The sequence below is a fragment of the Delftia sp. 11MD genome (assembly GCF_050907895.1).
GTDB lineage: Bacteria > Pseudomonadota > Gammaproteobacteria > Burkholderiales > Burkholderiaceae_C > Comamonas > Comamonas tsuruhatensis.
The window spans coordinates 3,199,455-3,218,517 of record NZ_CP194333.1 but is presented as its reverse complement, the minus strand read 5'-3'; the positions used below and the strand labels follow the sequence as shown (position 1 = coordinate 3,218,517).

Below are 19,063 nucleotides of genomic sequence, written 5' to 3'. Positions count from 1 at the left end.
TCAGAACGACGTCCAGTCGTCAGTGCCGGTCTTGGCAGGTGCGATAGCGAGCCGGCTCGACTCAGAGGTCGATGCTGGGGCTGCAGCAGCCTTCGCCTTGAATGCCGGCCGGGCGATGTTCTTGGCACGGTCCGGGCCGCGACGCTCGACGGCAGCAGCGTTGGCCGCTGGGGCCGCAGCGTGGGTCGAGCCTCCAAGTCCTTCATGCGACAGCTTGAACACCGCCACGGCCTGCACCAGTTTCTGGGCCTGGCCCTTCAGGCTCTCTGCGGCGGCAGCGCTCTCTTCCACAAGCGCCGCGTTCTGCTGCGTCACCTGGTCCATCTGGCTGACGGCCTCGCCGACCTGCCCGATGCCGGAGCTCTGCTCGACGCTGGCCGAGGTAATCTCGGCCACGATGTCACTCACGCGTTGGATCGAGGCGACGATCTCGCCCATGGTCTTGCCGGCCTCGTCCACCAGCACGGTGCCTTGCTCCACCTGCTCGACGCTACGGCCGATCAGGGCCTTGATTTCCTTGGCAGCCTCAGCGCTGCGCTGCGCGAGGCTGCGCACTTCAGACGCCACGACAGCGAAGCCGCGGCCCTGCTCACCTGCGCGGGCCGCCTCGACGGCTGCGTTGAGCGCCAGGATGTTGGTCTGGAAGGCGATGCCGTCGATCACGCCGATGATGTCGCCGATCTTGCGGCTGCTGTCGCTGATGCCTTGCATCGTGGTGACGACCTTGCCGACCACCTCGCCACCTTGCGCAGCGACGGCCGAGGCGCCCTGAGCGAGTTGATTGGCCTGCTTGGCGTTGTCGGCGTTGTTGCGGGTGGTGGTGCCCAGCTCCTCCATCGTGGCGGCCGTTTGTTGCAGGGCACTGGCTTGCTCTTCGGTGCGCTGGCTCAGGTCCTGGTTGCCCTGTGCAATCTCGGAGCTGGCTGTCGCCACGCTGTCGGCACCACTGCGAATGGCGCCCACCACGCTAGACAATTGCTGCTGCATGCTGCCCATAGTGCGCAGCAGGTCACCTTCTTCACCCCTCACTCCGAGATCGATCGACTGATCAAGCTCCCCTGCCGCAATGCCCGATGCCACACGACTGACGTCGCCAAGCACGGCGCTGGTGCGACGACGCAGATAAAGGAGCCCGGCGAGCAGGCTCACGATGAGCAATGCCGTCGAGGCCATGGCAAGTTTCGACCATTGCTGCCGCGCCGCCACGGCTGCGGCCAGCTGTGCTGACGTGCGCTCATCGAGAAGAATCAGGAACTCGTCCACGGGTTTCATGATCTTGGCTTTGTACTGGTGGTACGCCAAGTCGTGCATCATCCCCAGAGCCTTGGCCTTGTCGGGTTCAGCTTGGCGCGTGAACCCACCTTTGCCGTCGTCATAGAGGCCCTTCACCATGTTCATGGCGATGGTTTCAGTGCGCACCAGATCATCTGAGTTGGCCTTGGCTTCGGCCAGCTTGGCGAGTTCGTTGTCTGCAAAGCCGGCCCGCTTCATCAGATCAAGCAGCGGCACCGTTTCGCCTGCAGGACGCACGTTTTGCGCATCGGCTGCCCGGAAGTCCCAATAGATCCGCTCGTAGGCCTGAGGCCGTGGCAGCTTGCCATTGCGAATATCCAGAATCTCGATGTATTGCTTCTCCCACTTGGCGTCACCCGTGGCCACGTAGGTGCGCGCCAATCGGGTGAGGTCGTCAGAGCTTTGCCGCAACTCATCGGCCAGCAGGTAGGACTGGTATCGCCTGGCGGCGGTTTCGTCGGCAAGAGCGCTGCTGCGGTTGCTCATGATGGCTGCGCCAATGGTGGCTGCGCCAAGAACCAGCAGGAGAGCGGCACCAAAACTGTAGGCTTGTCTGATCTGGAGTCTCATTGTTGTTCCTTCCACTGTGCTCTCGCCCTCGACCAGGACGATGGAGTTGAGTTCGCCATGCAGGCTTGACCTGGCTTGGCGCAGAGCATGGGGCTTGCGACTTTTCAGCCCCCCTGCCCTGCGCTGTCCCGCGTCACCCTGAACTGGCCGGATCGGCGCAGCCACATGCTGCCATTGAATGCCAAAATTGATCCGATGGCTGCATCATAGATATCAATTTAATCAAATATGAATTAAATTTTTCTATCAATTTGAGGAAATTGCTACTTATGCGCGTGAGCACATCTCCGGTCCACAACTCGGCATGTACGGATATCAAGGAGTCCGCTGTCGGTGTCTGCGCGGAAATAGCCAAGCTGCAGCGCGTGCTCGGCAAGACAACCTTGGAGAACGAAATCCTCAAGGAAGCCGTGCGGTACGCCGCAGAAAAAAGTGGATTGCGCTCGCCTGTGCACGACCTGCCTGGGCGCGGTGAGGCTGGGCCGATGGCCGCAGCCATCGCACACCCGGCGACGACGCCGGGCTGCTCGCCGAACTGCGCCAGGAAATTGCCGACTTGCCCAGCTGGCCTGTTGTATTTGCCTTCGGTTTCAGAACGAGTGGCGCATGCCAAGCATCAGGCCGGTCTGCGATGCGCCCGCCAGCGGGCTGCCGCCGGCTGCGGCCGAGCTGACCGAGATGGCCAGGCGCTGTCCGTTGTCAATGCGCGCGGCCTGGGCATAGACCGCCGTGCGCTTGGAGAACCTGTAGGTGGCGCGCAGGGCCAGCAGGGTGGAGCGGTCGCCGCCCCGGGCATAGCGCAGTTGCTGCAGCTGGCCATCGACCACGATGGCGGCGCTGGGGGACCAGGACAGGCCGCCCCAGGCCAGGGTGCTGCGCGGCGTGGCGCCGTTGCTGGCCGAGGCCGCCTGGGCCGCGTCGTTGTCGCGGCGCATGAGGCCGGCGCCCAGCTTGATGGTGGGTGACAGCGCGGCATAGCCGTTGAGCATGATGCGGCGGTCCTTCAGGTCCGAGCGCGTGAGCCCTGCAAATGCACCGGCGCCGCCGCGCATCTCGTCCACGGCCAGGGCAAAGCCCCAGGGCGCGGTGTCGTACTTCAGCATGGCCGACCACTGGCGGCAGGCCTGCCTGTCCGTGGCCGATTCGCCGGCGCAGTTGGTGCCGGCCGGGCTGGGGCCGGCGTTGACGGCATCGCGTCCCAGGCTGTAGGCGGCGCCCAGGCTCCAGGCGCCGAAGCGTCCCCGGTAGGCCAGGGAGTTGTCGGTGCGCGTGTTGGGGATGTAGCTGTCCAGGCTGCTCAGGCCGAAGGCGTTGGGGCCGAGCAGGTCGGCATCGAACAATGCCCAGTACAGCATGGTGTAGTTGCGCCCCAGCGAGACACTGCCCCAGCCTCCGGACAGCCCCACCCAGGCCTGGCGCCCGAAGCCCCGCCCGCCCTGGTTGAAGGTGCCGGCATCCGGGCCAAAGCCTGACTCCAGCGCAAAGACGGCGCTCAGGCCGCCGCCCAGATCCTCGCTGCCGCGCAGCCCCCAGCGCGACGGTGCCGTTCCCGTGAGGCCGGGCATGCGTGTCAGCGATCCGCCGCCTTGCACATTCGTCAGGTGCTCGATGCCGGTGTCCAGATGGCCGTACAGCGTCACCGATGAGGCGGTCTGGGCCTGGGCGCCGCCTGCTGCTGCCAGCATGGCGAGCGGGGCGAGGCGGCCCAGACAAGCCCGCACTGGGCGCCTGGCTGGGGGTTGGGGAATGCTCTTGAGAGTGCGTTTCATGCTTGTGTCTCCTGTCGTTGTCGTTGCGGAATCGGCACGCCGCAACGCTGCGCCTTGAGAAAGGCGAGAGTGGCGGGCACGGGGAAATGGGAGAAAGCGGCTGGGCGCCCTGCTCTTCAGGCGCCCGGGAGGTCCCGGTACATGACGAAGCGCGCCACGCGGCGCGTGATCAGCCAACGGCCTTCAGGACTGCGGCCGAAGGTGTCATCGAACTCGCCTACGAGCTGGCGCGGTTGCGCCGGGCGGCCGTGCGGCGTGATGGCATCGGCCTCGTCGCAGGACCACAGCAGCACATGGCTGCGCGCGCTGGCGCGGTCCGGGCCTTGCAGTTCCACCAGCGTGTTGGTGACCAGATGCCGGGTCATGCGGCCCGCAGGACGCCGGGAGTACGCAGCGGCGATGGCCGTGCGCCCGCCCAGCACCTCGCCGCCGGGCCGTTGCAGTTGGCCGTCTTCGGCAAACAGCCGGGCCAGGGCCTGGGCATCACCGGCATCCGCAAAGGCAGCAGCGCGCAGCACCAGATCCAGGCAGGCCTGGCGGGCCAGCAGCCGTTCGATTTCATGGTTCATGTTTCTTGTCTCCCCGGAATCCGCAGCCTGCGATGGGCTGTCTTGATCCAGGCACCAAGCATTCCACGCCGGCATCGATCCGGCCAATGCCGGAGCCCCGGCCATCAATGCGTTTTTCTTATGGGAAAATCAAAACACGTTCTTCCAACGTACCGCGAAGCGCCTTTCAATGAACCTTTCCCTTGCCCCCTGGGCCAGCAGCAATCCCTCGCGTTTTCCCGAGTTGGGAGGCCATTTGCGAGCCATGCGCGCCATGCTGGGCGTGGTGCGCCACGGCAGCACCACGCGGGCCGCCCAGGCTATGCATCTTTCTCAGCCGGCCGTGGCGCGTTCGGTACTGCAACTGGAAGAGGCCTGCGGCATGCCGCTGTTCATGCGCGGTGCGCGCGGCATGATGCCGACCCCGCTGGGCAGCCAGCTGGCCGCCCGCATAGAGGCCATGCTCCAGCATCTGGGCAGCGGCGCGGCCGACGCCCAGGCTGCCGCCACGCTGGCGGCCAGGCGCCCTCCCCTGCCCGAGCGTTTTGCCGAGACCGTGCCTGCGGGCCAGCTGCGCGCCCTCATGGCCATTGCCGACTGCGGCAGCGAATCCCTGGCCGCGCAGTGGCTGGGCCTGACGCAGCCCGCCGTGCATGCGGCGCTGCAGGGGCTGGAAACCAGTCTGGGCATGCAGCTGTTCTACAAGCTGGCCTTCGGCACGCGGCTGACGCCGTCCGGCGAAGCGCTGCTGCGCCGTGTCAAGCTGGCCCTGGCCGAGGTGCGCGGCATGGACAGCGATATTTCCGCCTGGCGCGGCGAGATCCGGGGGCGCGTGGTGGTCGGCGTGCTGCCGCTGTCGGTGGGAATCTTCCTGCCGCGCGCTGTCGACAGCCTGGCCGCCAGCCACCCGGACATCGAGGTCAGCATCGTGGACGGCACCTACGAGAGCCTGGTGCAGCATCTGCTGAGCGCCGACATCGACGCCATCGCCGGCGCCCTGCGCGCCGATATGCCCTCCGATGAGGTACGCCAGCTGCACCTGTTCGACGATGACCTGGTCGTGGTGGCACCGGCCGGCCATGCCTGCCTGGGCTGCGGCCAGCTGGTTCTGGAGGACTTGCTGCAATGGCCCTGGGTGTCGCCCCTGCCCGGCACGCCGGCCGACCGCGCCATGGTCCAGCTGTTCCGCAGCCAGGGCCTGGAGCCGCCGCGCGCCAGCCTGCGCGCCAGCAGCCCGACCATGACGCTGGCCTTTGTGCTGCAGACGGGCCGGCTGGCCCTGGCCTCGCGCGGACAGGCCCTGCAGGATGACCACGGCGGGCAGTTGTCCATCGTGCCCGTGGACCTGCCTTCCACACGCAGGCGCATCGGGCTGGCCACGCGTGCGCTGAGCACGGCATCGCAGGACCTGGAGCTGTTCATGCAGGCCTGCCGGCGGGCCGTGGGCGATCTGCCGGCCTAGGCTGAGCGCAGCGCTCGCTCAGCGCCCCATCCAGTCGAGCAGTGCCCGCGACACCTGGTGCGGCTGCTCCATGGTGCTCATGTGGCCGCTGTCCTCGATCACCACCAGCTCGGCGCCCGGGCACAGGGCCTGCATGCGCTCATGGCGTGACAGCGGGCTCCAGGCATCCTGGCGACCGCAGGCCAGCAGGGTCGGGCAGCGCAGCTGCCTGAGCACATCGCCCGCATCGGGGCGGTTCAGCAAGGCATTGATCTGCGCGGCGAACACCTCGGGCGTGAAGCGCGCCACCATGTCGAGCACCTCACTGAACAGCGGCGTATCGAGCCGGTCCGGATGCACCATGCCGCGCGCCCATTGCAGGCCCATCTCGCGCATGCCGCTGTGCCGGGCGATCTGCAAGAGCGCCATGCGCTTGGCGCGTTCGCTCTCGCCGGCCTCGCCCGGGGCGATGGGGTCCATGCCGGTGTCCAGCAAGGCCAGCCGCTCCACACGCTGGGGCGCCATGCCGGCAATGGCCAAGGCCACGCGCCCGCCCATGGAATGGCCCGCCAGCGAAAACCGCTCGGCCGCCACGCCATCCAGCACCAGGCGCGCCATGTCTTCGATGGTGGCCGCCGCGCCATAGGACGGAACAATGCACTCGGCAACACCGGCAAAGGACAGGGCCGCATGCTGCTCGCGCCAGACCGTCTCGTCGCACAGCAGGCCCGGCAGAAGTACCACGCAAGGCCGGCTCATGCAGCGTTCTCCAGGATGAGGTGTCCCACGGCCGTATTGGACGCGGGCACATGGTAGAAGCGGTGGTTGACCCTGGGCAGCGGCGCGGGGCCATCCACATCGGCCATGGCACCGCGCGCGATCAGCCACATCACCAGCTCGATGCCTTCGGAGCCAGCCTCGCGCACGTAGTCGATATGCGGCATCTTCGCCAGGCCGGCCGGGTTCTCGATCAGCAGGTCCAGGAAGCGGTTGTCCCACTCCTTGTTGATCAGGCCCGCACGCGCGCCCTGCAGCTGGTGGCTCATGCCACCCGTGCCCCAGATCTGCACGTTCAGGTCTTCGTCGAAGCTTTCCACGGCGCGGCGGATGGCACGGCCCAGGTTGAAGCAGCGCTGGCCCGACGGCACGGGGTACTGCACCACGTTGACGGCAAACGGAATCACCGGGCAGGGCCAGGCGCCCGTGTGCGCGTCCTGCTCGCCGCACATCAGCGACAGCGGTACGGTCAGGCCGTGGTCCACGTCCATCTTGTTGACGATGGTCAGGTCGAAGTCCTGCTGGATCACCGACTGCGCAATGTGGCTGGCCAGCTCCGGATGGCCGACGACCTTGGGCACGGGGCGCGGGCCCCAACCTTCGTCGGCGGGCTGGTATTCAGCGGCCGTGCCGATGGCAAACGTCGGGATGAAATCCAGGCTGAACGCGGCCGCGTGGTCGTTGTAGACCAGGAAGATCACGTCGGGCCTGTTGTCCTTGAGCCATTGGCGCGAGTGCTCGAAGCCCTTGAACAAAGGCTGCCAATAGGGGTCGCCCACCTTGCCCAGGTCCATGGCCGCGCCGATGGCGGGCACATGCGAGGTGTAGACGGATGCGGTGATGCGCGCCATGTCAGTTGCCTTTTTCCTGTCGTTCCTGCTCATGCAGGTAGCGGTTTCCATTGATGCTGCGTCCGCCGCCCAGCATCATCTGGCGGTAGTCCTCCTCGTTCATGCCACTCATGGTCGAGACCATGTTCTGCACGCTGACGCCGTCGGTGGCGCCGATCTTCACGAGGAAGTAGATGTTTCCGCCCAGCGCAATGCAGCGGTTCAGGTCGCGGTCCAGCACGGCCTGTCTTTGCTCGGCCGTCATGGCCCATTCGCCCAGATAGGCGCGCTCGTCAGCCCGAAAGCGCTCGCGGTTCTCGGCCTTCATCAGCGACATGCAGAACTGGTTGAGCCAGTAGCCCTGGCGGGATTGCTCGGCGTCGAAGACCGTGGTTCCCGGTACGTCGAGATAGGGTTTGTCCAATGCCATGGAAGTGTTTCTCCTGCGCTTGAGCGCTTGAGCGCTTGGGCGCTCGGGCGCGTGCTCACGGATAGGGGTTCAAGGATCAAGCACCAGGCGCTCGCAGCGCGCCACCCATCGGCGCCAGGGTGCGGCCGGCGCCCGTGGCCCACACGGCCAGCCCCGCGGCAATCAGCGGCAAGGCAAAGACGTAGTACAGCGACGCAGGCTGCCAACCGCCGTCCAGCAGCAGGCCGGCCATGGCGGGCGCCACGATGGCGCCTATGCGCCCAATGCCTATGGCCCAGCCCATGCCGGTGGCGCGCACCTGGGCCGGATAGGTGGCCGGCACCAGCCCGTACAGCCCGGCCATGGAGGCGAACAGGAACACGCCCACGCCCACCGCTGCGGCAAACGCCCAGCCCAGGCTGGCCGAGGCCAGGCCGAACAGCGCGGTGAACAAGGCATTCAGCAGCAGGCTGCCCATGGCCAGATGCCGCAGCCTCACCTTCACTGCCAGCAGGCCGAACAGGCTGCCGCCGGCAATGCCTCCCAGGTTGAGCAGCACGCCGCCCGTCACGCCCTGCTGTGCCGACAGGCCGGCCTGCACCAGCAGCTTGGGCGTCCAGCTCAGCGAAAAATAGACGCTGAACATCAGCAGGAAGAAGCCGGCCCAGAGCATCAGCGTGGGGCGCGCCAGGCCGTTCCTGAACAGGGCAGCCACGGTGTTGCCCTGCCGGAATTCGCCGCCGGCCTGTGCAGGCAGCTGCAGCAAGGCAGGATGGCCCATCAGCGCCATCAGCCGGTTGAGCTTTTCCAGCGCACGTGCCGGGCGGCGGCCCAACAGAAAGTCCACCGACTCCGGCAGCCGCCACAGCACGATGGGCACCATCAGCGCCGTGGCCAGGCCGCCGAACACAAAGACCGAGCGCCAGCCATGGTGTGCCAGCAGCCAGGCGGCCATGAGCCCGCCCAGCGTGGCGCCAATCGGATAGCCCGTGGCCTGCAGCGCAATCGCCGTGCTGCGCCATTTGTTCGATGAATACTCCGAGGTGATCACCCCCACGCTGGCCAGCATGCCGCCAATGCCCACGCCCGTCATGGCGCGCAGGGCTGCCAGTTCCACATAGCTGCGCGCTGCGGCAGAAAGCAGCATGCCCACGGACACCACGACCAGGCACAGCACGATGACGGGTTGCCGGCCACGGCGGTCGGCCACGGGCGCCAGGAACAGCGAGCCTATGGCCATGCCGATCAGCCCGGCACTGAACAGCACGCCCAGCTGCGCCCCGTTGAGCTTCCACTCGGCAGCGACGGCCGAGGCGGTGAAGGCCATCACCAGCACATCGAAGCCGTCCAGCATGATGAGCAGGATGCAGATGGCCACGGCGAGCCACTGGAACGGCGCCATGGCGCCCTCGTCCATCGTCTTGCGGATATCTTTCATACAAGTCCTTGTCGGAGCAGGTTGTCTCTTTGCCCTGGCAGGCGCTTTGCACCCAGGCCAGGTTCTGTTGTAGGGAAACCGGGGCGGCCTGTGTTCGGAGTGCACAGCGCCGACATTTCCCAGTGCAAAAAGTATCTCCACGCCAGCCTCTCCAGGCCAATGCCGACGGACGCGCAAGCTATGCGTTCTATTGATGGCTACATGCAAAAAGGCCGGCCACCCAGAGGTGACCGGCCTTCGTTCATCAAGAATCCAGGGCCTGAGCGGGCTGCCTCAGGTGCACTCCCCTGTCATGCCAGCCTCCCCAGCCCCGCCAGCAGCTTGTCGAGCGTGACCGGATAGTCACGCACGCGTACGCCGGTGGCGTTGTAGATGGCGTTGGCAATGGCCGCGCTCACGCCGCAGATGCCCAGCTCGCCCACACCCTTGGCCTTCATGGGCGAGGCCATGGGATCGACCTCGTCCAGAAAGATCACTTCCTGGTGCGGGATGTCGGCATGCACGGGCACCTCGTAGCCCGCCAGGTCGTGGTTGACGAACAAGCCCAGGCGCGTGTCCACGGCCAGCTCCTCCATCAGGGCCGCGCCCACGCCCATGGTCATGGCGCCGATGACCTGGCTGCGGGCCGTCTTGGGATTGAGGATGCGGCCGGCCGCGCAAACGGCCAGCATGCGGCGCACGCGGACCTCGGCGGTGAATGCGTCCACGGCGACCTCCACGAAGTGGGCGCCAAAGGTGGACTGCTGCATCTTCTTGTCGAGCACGCCGAATTCGATGGCATCCTCGGCCGTCAGGTCGCCGTCGCCGGCAGCGCTGGCCAGGGCCCGGCGCTTGCCGCCCGCCTGCACATGCCCATCCGCGAATTCGGCCGTCCCCGGGTCCATGCCCAGCTTGCGCGCCACGGCCTCGCGCAGCTTCACGCAGGCGGCATAGACGCCGGAGGTGGCACTGGCCGCGCCCCATTGCCCGCCCGAGCCGGCAGACACGGGAAAGCCGGAGTCGCCCAGCCGCACGCGCACCTGCTGCAGCGGCAGGCCCAGCATCTCGGCCGCCGTCTGGGCAATGATGGTGTAGCTGCCCGTGCCGATGTCGGTCATGTCGGTTTCCACGGTGAGCATGCCCTGCCTGTCCAGGCGCACGCGGGCGGCGGACTTCATGACAGGCGCGCCACGGTAGGCGCCGGCCATGCCCAGGCCGATCAGCCAGCGCCCTTCGCGCCGTTGGGCCGGCTGGGGATTGCGCTTGCTCCATCCGAAGCGCTCGGCGCCCGTGCGCAGGCACTGCACGAACTCACGGCGGGAAAACGGCTTGTGCTCCTGGGCAGGGGTGCCCTCCTTCGCCTCGGGTTGCGGCTTCTTGCCGCTGTCCGGCACCACCTGGGTGTCGTTGCGGATGCGCAGCTCCACGGGGTCGATGCCGAGCTTTTCCGCCAGCTCGTCCATGGCAACTTCCAGGGCCATGTGCCCCGTGGCTTCGCCGGGGGCGCGCATGGCATTGGCCTCGGGCAAGTCCAGCACGGCCAGGCGCGTGGCGGTCATGCGATGGGTGCCGGCATACATGCGGCGGGTCTGGTCCACGGCACCGTCCGCCGATCCTCCGGGCTGGTCGCCCGACCAGCTTTCGTGGCCGATGGCGGTGATCCTGCCGTCCTGCCCTGCCGCGATGCGCACACGCTGGATGGTGGCCGGGCGGTGCGTGGTGTTGTTGGCCATCAGCGGGCGCTGCAGTGCGACCTTGACGGGCCGGCCTGCCGCGCGGGCGCCCAATGCGGCCAGCAGTGCATCGGCCCGCAGGAACAGCTTGCCGCCAAAACCGCCGCCGATGAATGGCGAGACCAGGCGCACCTTGTCCTTGGGAATGCCCAGCGTCTTTGCCAGCTCGCCCTGCCCCCAGGCAATCATCTGGTTCGAGGTCCATACCGTGAGCTGGTCGCCCTTCCATGCGGCCAGCGTGGCATGGGGCTCCATCATGGCGTGCGACTGGTCTGGCGTGGTGTATGTGGCGTCCACCTTCACGGGGGCAGAGGCGAAGGCGCCTTCGAAATCGCCAATGGCCGTGTCCGGCGCATCGCCATTGATGCTGTCGGGTGGCACGGCGGAGTCCCTGGCCTTGGCCAGGTCATAGGCGCCAGCCACGGGCTCGTAGTCCACACGGACCAATTGCGCGGCAGCGCGCGCCTGCTCGAAGGTTTCCGCCACCACCAGGGCCACGGCCTGGTGGTAGTGGGCCACCTGGGGGCCTGCCAGCAGCGGCGCGGTGTTCATCTTGCCCTGGCCCAGCTTGCCAGCGGTCTGTGCGGTGACGATGGCCAGCACGCCGGGCGCGCGGCTTGCCTGCGCCAGCCCGATGCTGCGGATGCGGCCCTTGGCGATGGCCGAGCCCACCACATAGCCATAGGCCGGGTGCTGGACCACGTCATGCCGCTCATAGGCATACGGCGCCGTGCCGGTGGTCTTGAGCAGGCCGTCGATGCGGTTCATCGGCTGGCCGATGATCTTGAGCTGGTCAATGGGGTTGACCGTTGCGGGGGTGTCGAATTTCATGGCGTCAGTTCCTGGCCTGGTCCAGCACGGAGGCAAGCGTGCGCTCGGCCAGCGTGAGTTTGAAGGCGTTGTCGTGCGTGGGCCGGGCGCCTGCCAGCAGGCGGTCGGTGACGGCCTTGGCGCCCTGCGGCATCAACGCTTCGGCAGCCTCCAGACGCCACGGCTTGTGCGCCACGCCGCCCAGGGCCACGCGCCCGCTGCCGTCGCGCTGCACGATGGCGGCCACCGACACCAGCGCAAAGGCATAGGAGGCGCGGTCACGCACCTTGTGATAGATGTGCGTGCCGCCTGGCGGCGGCGGCAGGGTGACGGAGGTGATCAGTTCGCCGGCCTGCAAGGCCGTCTCTACATGCGGCGTGCTGCCGGGCAGCCGGTGGAAGTCGGCAATGGGGATGACGCGGGCCTTGCCGTCGGCCTGGATGGTTTCCACCGTGGCGTCCAGCGTGCGCAGCGCCACGGCCATGTCGCTGGGGTGGGTGGCAATGCAGGCCTCGCTGCCGCCGATCACCGCATGCTGGCGGCTCACGCCGGCAATGGCCGAACAGCCACTGCCCGGCACACGCTTGTTGCACGGCATATTGGTGTCGTAGAAATACGGGCAGCGCGTGCGCTGCAGCAGATTGCCGCCTGTGGTGGCCATGTTGCGCAGCTGGCCCGAGGCGCCGGCCACCAGGGCGCGCGTCAGCACGCCGTAGTCACGCCGCACGCGCGCATGGGCGGCCAGGTCGCTGTTGCGCACCAGCGCGCCTATGCGCAGCCCGCCCTGCGCGGTGGGCTCCACGGTGTCCATGCCGGTGCCGTTCACATCGACGAGATGCACGGGGGTTTCTATCTGCAGCTTCATCAGGTCCAGCAGATTCGTGCCCCCGGCAATGAAGCGGGCGCCCGGCCGGGCCGCCACGGCGGCGGCAGCCTGCGCGGGGGATTGGGCGCGTTCGTAGGTGAAGGCAATCATGTCCGCCCCTCCCCCGCCACTTCGGTGATGGCATCGACGATGTTGGAATACGCCCCGCAGCGGCACAGGTTGCCGCTCATGCGTTCACGCAGTTCATGGGCCGACACCAGGGGCTGGGCCACGATGTCTTCGCTGGCATGGCTGGGCATGCCTTGCCGGATCTCGTCGAGCATGCCCACGGCAGAGCAGATCTGCCCCGGCGTGCAGTAGCCGCACTGGAATCCGTCATGCCGCACGAAGGCGGCCTGCATGGCGTGCGGGGATTGCGGCGTGCCCAGGCCTTCGATGGTGGTCACGGCGGCGCCCTGGTTCATCACGGCCAGGCTCAGGCAGGACACCACCCGCCGGCCATTGACCAGCACCGTGCAGGCCCCGCACTGGCCATGGTCGCAGCCTTTCTTGGTGCCGGTCAGGTGCAGATGCTCGCGCAGGGCGTCGAGCAGCGTGGTGCGGGTGTCCAGGTCCAGGCGGTGTTCCTGGCCGTTCACCTGCAGGGTGACGGGCAGTTGGACCCCTTCGGGGATGGAGGGAGGCTGCACTTGCGCGCCGGCCGATCGAGGCACGGCCGTTGCCGCAGCCGTGGAGGCACCTGCAATCAGCAGGTCCCTGCGCGAAACGGAAAGCTGGGAGTTGTGTTCCATGGGGCGTCCATCGTGTTGGCTCTTCGTGGGGCGTGCACACTGCTGCGAACACGCCACTCCAAGCATCGGTTCGGGACGCGCCCCGGGTTGTAGGTGATGGTCCAACGTCCGGGACATCGGGTTGTCCGATGACGGATCAGCGCATGCAGACGTGCGAGGGCCCCCGGCCCATGCAAAGGCAGCGCCAGCAAGGCGCCCCAGCCTTTGCCGATGGGCCCTCCCCCGGCCCCGGCCCCGGCGCTGCGCCTAGGCCGCAGGCGGCATGTCGCCGCGCTGCATGCGCTCGAAGGCCTTGTCGATTTCCTCGGAGCGTATGGCGCCCGCAGCCGGCACGGGACGGCCCGCGCGCTGGGCGTCGATCTGCTCCTGCATGCGCGTGGCCACCTGCATCAGCACGCGGTGCAGGCCCAGCTGCTGTCGGCGGGCCTGGTCCAGGTGCGTGACCACGGGTTGCAGGGACTGGGCCAGCGACCGGGTCAGCAGTTGGCCCAGCATGTGAACCAGGGCCTGACGGTCCTGGGCGGCCTGCACCTCCGACGGGGTGCCGGCCTGGGTGCTGGCGGGCTCGCTGGCCGCCCTTTGCGCCATCAGCTCGCGTATGCCGTGCAGCGAGTCGCCTGCGGCGCTTTGCGTCTGCAGCAGCCGGGCCAGCAGTGCCTGCAGCGCTTGCAGGAGCTGGGACTGTTCGGCGGCGCCTTCCTGCATCGCCTGCTGCTGGGGCTGGGCCACCGACTGGGCCACCTCGCGCGTGGCGGCGACCAGATCGACCAGCTGCGCCGTCACGCGCGTGGCGGCGTCGGCATTGGCGCCGCCTGCGGCCTGGCGGCGCAGGAACTGCTGGCGTATCTGCTGCCAGCGGGCGCTGTCCTCGTCGCTCATCTGCCCGCGCAGCTCGGCGAGCTTGAGCAGGTTCTCCTCGGCGCCCGTGGTCAGCATCTGCGCTTCGCCCTGGTAGTGGTCGGCCAGCATCTGCTGCATTTCCTGGTCGTTCATCACCGGGGTGATTTTTTCGGCCAGCTTGTTCATGTTGCGGTAGCTGCCCTGCAGCCTGAAGGCCGGCTCGGTGCGGTAGCCGTCGTCCTGCGCGGCGCTCTGGATGTACTGCTGGTTGACCTTGAACACCAGCTCGCGCACCTGCACCATGCGGGCCAGCACGGCCTCGATCTCGCGCAGCTCGGCCGATGAATAGTCGTGCGACAGCGCGTTGCCCGAGACATCCCTGCCCTGCGCCTTGTCCAGCAGCAGGTACAGGTCCTGCAAGCTGCGCGTGGCCATCGGCGCCAGCACGGCGTTCGAGGTCATGCTGTTTTCGATATAGCTGAGCTTGAACACCTCCTGCATGCCGCCCAGCACATCGCCCAGGTTGTAGATGTCGGCACGGTTGGCCAGCATGTCGGGGATCTTGAAGACCTCGCCCGACTCGGTGTACGGATTGCCCGACATGACCACGCAAAAGCGCTTGCCGCGCATGTCGTGGGTGCGGGTCTGGCCCTTCCACACGCCCTCGATGCGGCGCGTGCCGTCCGACAGCGAGATGAATTTCTGCAGGAACTCGGGGTGCGTGTGCTGTATGTCGTCGATGTACAGCATCACGTTGTTAGCCATCTCCAGCGCCAGGTTGAGCTTTTCCAGCTCCTTGGCCGCCGTGGCGTCCGGCGCCTGGGCCGGGTCCAGCGAGCGCACGGAGTGGCCCAGCGCCGGGCCGTTGATCTTCATGAAGATCAGGCCCAGGCGGTTGGCCACGTACTCCATCAGCGTGGTCTTGCCGTAGCCGGGCGGCGAGATCATCATCAGCAGCCCCATCTGGTCGGTGCGCTTGTTCTCGCCAGCCACGCCGATCTGCTTGGCCAGGTTGTCGCCGATCACGGGCAGGTAGATCTCGTTGATGAGCCGGTTGCGCACAAAGGACGACAGCGGCCGGGCCTTGAATTCGTCCACCCGCACGCGCGAGCGCCAGTCCTGCAGCAGCTGCTGGCGCAGCGCCTGGTAGCGGCCGAATTCGGGGACAAAGCTGCGGAAATGGCGCGCGGCGCGCTGGCCCAGGTCGTCGATCTGCAGCCACATGCGGCCGTCCGCAATGCGCGGATGCTGGCCCAGCAGGCCCGGCACTTCATGGCGCAGGTCCACATTGCTGACCTTGCAGGGCAGTGGGCCGGCGCAGCACAGCCAGGCGGCGGCTTCGCCGCAATAGGCCAGCCAGGCCTGCCCTTGCCCGTCGTCCAGCGCGCGGCAGGCGGTCTGCAGCCAGTGCAGCGCGCTGCGCCAGCGCTGGTCCAGCGGCGCCAAAGGCTTGTCGTGCCGGTCCTCGCCCTGCCAGTAGGCCTGCATTTCCTCCCAGCGCTGCAGCGGCTGGGCCTGCTGCTGCACGGCGGCCTGCAGTGCGGCAATGGCCGACTGGCTGTAGCTGGAGAAGGAAAAGCGCACGGCCTTTTGCGCCAGCTCGGCCTGCAGGTAGTCGGCGGCGCCGTGGATGAGGCTGTCGATATCGCTGTCTGCGGGCGCCGCCTGTCCTGGCAGCAGGTCGCGCAGCAGGCCCCGCTCGTCGGCATAGGCGCGCAGGCGCTCGGCAATGTCGGCGCGCAGGCTCAGCTGCTCGGCCTCGCTGCCGAACATCTGCTGCATGGCCTGGGCCTGCTGGGCGCGCAGCGGCCACTGCGCCATGGCGGCAGCCAGCTGCGGCTGCTGCACCTGGGCATGTGCGCTCCAGAACAGCAGGGCCAGCGCACGGGCGTGGGGCGCAAAGCGCAGCACGCCGGCGGCATCGCGCAGGGGCAGCAGCACCTGCAGGATGCGGGCCGCATCATGGTCGTGGATACCGCGCTCATAGCCTTCGCGGTAGCGCGGCGCGGAGAATTCGCGGATGGCCTGGGTCAGTGCCGCCTCGTCGGGCAGCAACTGGGCCAGCCGGGCCTCGCTCCAGCCGTCACGGCGCTGGCGTGCGGCCTGCACCACTTCCAGGGCCAGGTATTCACCGCGATAGAAGTCTGCCGATTCGGCCGGCGTGGAGGCATCCCAGTAGGCCTGCAAAGCGGCCAGCTCGGGGTTGTCCACGGGCTCGAAATACTCGGTGCCGACCAGGTGCAGGAACAGTGCGCCGTTGCGCGGCAGCAGGGTCAGGTCCAGTTCCTGGTTGCCCACGCTGAAGCGGTGGCGGCCCAGGCGGATGATGGCGCCGCCGCCTTCGTACAGCTCGCTGCGGTCCTGCAGCGCGCGAAACGCCTGGTCGCGCAGGTTCTTGACGCGGCCGTCGATATCGTCGGCCTTGACCGGGTCGTGCAGCTGCTCTCGCAGGCGCTGGGACAGCTCCTTGAGCTTGCCGATCAGCGGATCGCCTGCAAAGAACGCATGCAGCGCGTCGGCACTGGCCAGTTTCTCGGTGCGCTTGGGCAGGCTCTGCACGATGCGCAGCGCCGCGTCCAGCACGCCTTGCGCCTTGCGCTGGCGCTCGTCCTGCAGCGACTGGCGGCGCGCCTCGAAGCTCTCCAGCACTTCCTCGCGCTTGGCCATGATGTCGCCAAGGAACTGCTCGTGCTCGCCGAAGCGGCTTTCGATTTCCTCCAGCTGCACCAGCAGGCGCGCCAGCTGCTCGTCGCATTTCTCGGGCGTCTGCGCCAGGCCCAGGGCGCTGACGATGCTTTGCGAGAACAGCGCCAGCTGGGCCGCGAACTGGGCCACGTTCTCGGCGCCGCCCAGGCCCGACCTGCGCTGCTCGGCGCGTGCACGCACCTGGTTCAGGCGCGCGTAGACGGCCGAGATGCGGTCCACCACCTGGGTGCGCTGCGTGGCGTCGTCGATGGAAAGGCTGCCCATCAGCTCGGACAGCATGTCCAGCGCAGCCGCCATGTCGGCCATGCGCGCCAGCGGCTCGTTGATCTGCGCCACCGTGGCTGCCGCCTGCGCAGCCTGGTCCAGCGCCTGCAGCTGCTCGGCATAGGGCTGCATGGCCTCGTCGGTGGCAATGAAGGCGGCCGTGCGCTGGGAGACATCGGCCTGGGCCTCGTTGACGCCCTGCACCATGGTGTCGATGGCGGCCTGGTCCACATAGCGCAGGTCGCGCGTGGCCATGAGCTGGCCGCGCAGCTGGCCCAGCTGGGTGAGCGCATCCACGTATTCGCCAATGCCTTTCCAGTCCGCCAGGCGCAACTGCTTGAGCAACCGGCCATGGCGGCCGGACACCTCGCCCATGGCCTTGGCCGAGGCATTGCGGATGCTCTCGACCTTTTCGTACTCGTCGATGACCGCATCACCCGTGGCGACGATGCCCAGCAGGGTCTCGTGCACCCCCTTGAGCTGCGGCGCGCCCAGCCAGTGGTAGCGCTCGAACAGGCGGCGCGCGGCGTCGATCAGGCGCTCGTAGCGCGGCAGCGAGACCTCGGTGGCCGCGATTTCCTTGCGCACGCTGTACAGGTCCGAGATGCCGCTGACCAGCTCGGCATTGCCGATGCGGCCCAGGAAGCTGTCGCGCTGAGGCTGGCGCGCCGCGTAGTCGTCCGAGGCGAAGGGCGTGCGCCAGACCTGCATGGGGTGCACGCGCGAGGCTTCGTTGCTCTCGGCCGCGAAGATGACGATGCGCCCGTCGTCCATGCGCGCATGGCCGTGGCCGATGATGGGCGGCTGCAGGGCGCGCTCGATCAGGTTGTACTTGAACAGCGCCATGCGCCCGCTCTCGGGCTCGTAGAACACGTAGAGCACGTCCTCGCCGTTGGGCGATCGGATGCTGCGCCGGTAGCGCATGCCCTGCATGTTCTGCTCGAACGAGCGGTTCTCCCCGCTTTGCAGGTAGTAGCCGCCCGGGAAGATGATGCCGTGGTCCTGCGGCAGCTGGATGCAGGCCGCGCCGATGGCATCCATGCGCAGCACCTGGCGGGAGACGGTGTTGAAGATCAGGTAGCGCCACTGCTCTTCGCGGTAGGGCAGGATCTTCAGCAGGATCAGGCTGCCGACGGCGGCGTACTCGAACACGGCGTCGTCCAGCGACTGGTTCTTCTCCTGCACGGGCTCGCTGTAGATGCCCAGTCCGTCGTTGGTGTTGTTCTCGACCTTGATGGTCAGCGTGCCGCCCAGGGTCTCGACGAAGACCTTGTCCAGCACGTTGATGTGCGGGTGGCGCCCCTGCACGAGTTGCTCGCGCCCGGCGCGCTGCCATTCGAAGTCATGGGGCGCAGGCAGTTCGATGTCGCGCTCGCCGCGGTTGTCTATGTAGCGTATGGGCTGGCCGTCCACGGGCACGGACCAGCGGAACACGCGCACATCGGACAGGCGCTCGCCGATCTGGAAGCTCGCCAGCAGCTTGCCGTCGCGCACGGCCAGCTGCATCAGCCGCGTGTTCTTGTAGTAGGCGTACAGCTCCTGGAAGTCCTGCACGAAGCTCTGTATGCCCAGGAAACTGTCCTTGAGGTCCACGGGAGTGACCTCGTAGCCCTGCTCTCCCTCGTGCAGGCGGTACAGGCCGAACACGTCTTCCACGCGCGTGGACTGCTTCAGGCCCATGAAGACGTTGTAGCCGAACAGCAGGTAGCCGCCGACCTGGGCGATGTCGCGGCCCAGGCAGTTGTTTTCGGTGCGCACGCGCATGCGCCCGATGACTTCCATCTGGCTGCGGCCGAATTCCTCCAGCCGCTCCTCGTTGAGCTGGCGCACCAGCGCCTCCAGCGCCTGCCCCTGGCCGTCCAGGCGCTTGGCCAGCACTTCGTAGGAGCCGCCGCTGGCGACTGCCTGGTCCACGGCGGAGGCGGCAGTGTCGGGGGAGAGGGGCGGTGAGGACGGTGTGGACGATGGGGACAGTTGGGACATGGGCGTCACGGGCTTTCGCGTGTCAGGGACCATTCACGCCTTTCCCCGCCGGCCGG

The 19,063-nt window shown here is 67.6% G+C and carries 12 protein-coding genes and 1 pseudogene; 2 read left to right on the top strand and 11 right to left on the bottom strand.

Going from position 1 to position 19,063, the window contains the following annotated elements:
- Positions 1–1,863, bottom strand: a complete 1,863-nt coding sequence (locus ACRSCF_RS14595) for a methyl-accepting chemotaxis protein (RefSeq protein ID WP_209669250.1) — start codon at positions 1,861–1,863, stop codon at positions 1–3.
- Positions 1,864–2,204: 341 nt separating this feature from the next.
- Here ACRSCF_RS14595 and ACRSCF_RS14590 point away from each other — a divergent pair.
- Positions 2,205–2,506, top strand: a pseudogene (locus ACRSCF_RS14590) (IS3 family transposase); the annotation flags it as partial.
- On the opposite strand, the gene ACRSCF_RS14585 reads toward ACRSCF_RS14590, so the two are convergent.
- Together ACRSCF_RS14585 and ACRSCF_RS14580 are read right to left on the bottom strand one after the other, a co-directional pair.
- On the bottom strand, positions 2,454–3,632 hold the full coding sequence (locus tag ACRSCF_RS14585; protein ID WP_244451648.1) for a porin: 1,179 nt from the start codon (positions 3,630–3,632) through the stop codon (positions 2,454–2,456). The pseudogene ACRSCF_RS14590 and the gene ACRSCF_RS14585 overlap by 53 nt on opposite strands.
- Before the next feature lie 116 nt (positions 3,633–3,748).
- Entirely contained in the window at positions 3,749–4,201 is a 453-nt protein-coding gene (locus tag ACRSCF_RS14580; protein ID WP_034369080.1) for a nuclear transport factor 2 family protein, read from the bottom strand.
- 169 nt (positions 4,202–4,370) lie between these two features.
- Between ACRSCF_RS14580 and ACRSCF_RS14575 the strand changes: the two genes are divergently transcribed.
- The gene (locus ACRSCF_RS14575; protein ID WP_244451647.1) at positions 4,371–5,642 is read left to right on the top strand and encodes a LysR family transcriptional regulator; all 1,272 of its coding nucleotides are present in this window, start codon (positions 4,371–4,373) and stop codon (positions 5,640–5,642) included.
- Positions 5,643–5,660: 18 nt separating this feature from the next.
- On the opposite strand, the gene ACRSCF_RS14570 is transcribed toward ACRSCF_RS14575, so the two are convergent.
- The 8 genes from ACRSCF_RS14570 to ACRSCF_RS14535 all read right to left on the bottom strand — a co-directional run bounded on the left by ACRSCF_RS14570 (position 5,661) and on the right by ACRSCF_RS14535 (position 19,007).
- Positions 5,661–6,380, bottom strand: a complete 720-nt coding sequence (locus ACRSCF_RS14570) for an alpha/beta fold hydrolase (protein ID WP_244451646.1) — start codon at positions 6,378–6,380, stop codon at positions 5,661–5,663.
- Entirely contained in the window at positions 6,377–7,249 is an 873-nt protein-coding gene (locus ACRSCF_RS14565; RefSeq protein ID WP_244451645.1) for a class III extradiol dioxygenase subunit beta, read from the bottom strand. Before ACRSCF_RS14565 ends, ACRSCF_RS14570 begins: the two co-directional genes overlap by 4 nt.
- Before the next feature lies 1 nt (position 7,250).
- Positions 7,251–7,658: a protocatechuate 4,5-dioxygenase subunit alpha gene (gene ligA, locus ACRSCF_RS14560; protein ID WP_047328087.1), complete on the bottom strand. Its 408-nt coding sequence runs from the start codon at positions 7,656–7,658 to the stop codon at positions 7,251–7,253.
- Positions 7,659–7,734: 76 nt separating this feature from the next.
- Positions 7,735–9,075, bottom strand: a complete 1,341-nt coding sequence (locus ACRSCF_RS14555) for an MFS transporter (protein ID WP_244451644.1) — start codon at positions 9,073–9,075, stop codon at positions 7,735–7,737.
- A gap of 290 nt (positions 9,076–9,365) precedes the next feature.
- Positions 9,366–11,618, bottom strand: a complete 2,253-nt coding sequence (gene paoC / locus ACRSCF_RS14550; protein ID WP_034368911.1) for an aldehyde oxidoreductase molybdenum-binding subunit PaoC — start codon at positions 11,616–11,618, stop codon at positions 9,366–9,368.
- Positions 11,619–11,622: 4 nt separating this feature from the next.
- Positions 11,623–12,573 carry an FAD binding domain-containing protein gene (locus tag ACRSCF_RS14545; protein WP_244451643.1) on the bottom strand — a complete coding sequence of 317 codons (951 nt, stop codon included), beginning with the start codon at positions 12,571–12,573 and terminating at the stop codon, positions 11,623–11,625.
- The gene (gene paoA / locus ACRSCF_RS14540) at positions 12,570–13,214 is read right to left on the bottom strand and encodes an aldehyde dehydrogenase iron-sulfur subunit PaoA (RefSeq protein WP_047470280.1); all 645 of its coding nucleotides are present in this window, start codon (positions 13,212–13,214) and stop codon (positions 12,570–12,572) included. The genes ACRSCF_RS14545 and paoA overlap by 4 nt, the downstream gene beginning before the upstream one ends.
- A gap of 246 nt (positions 13,215–13,460) precedes the next feature.
- Positions 13,461–19,007: a DNA repair ATPase gene (locus ACRSCF_RS14535; protein ID WP_244451642.1), complete on the bottom strand. Its 5,547-nt coding sequence runs from the start codon at positions 19,005–19,007 to the stop codon at positions 13,461–13,463.
- Between the last annotated feature and the right edge of the window lie 56 nt (positions 19,008–19,063).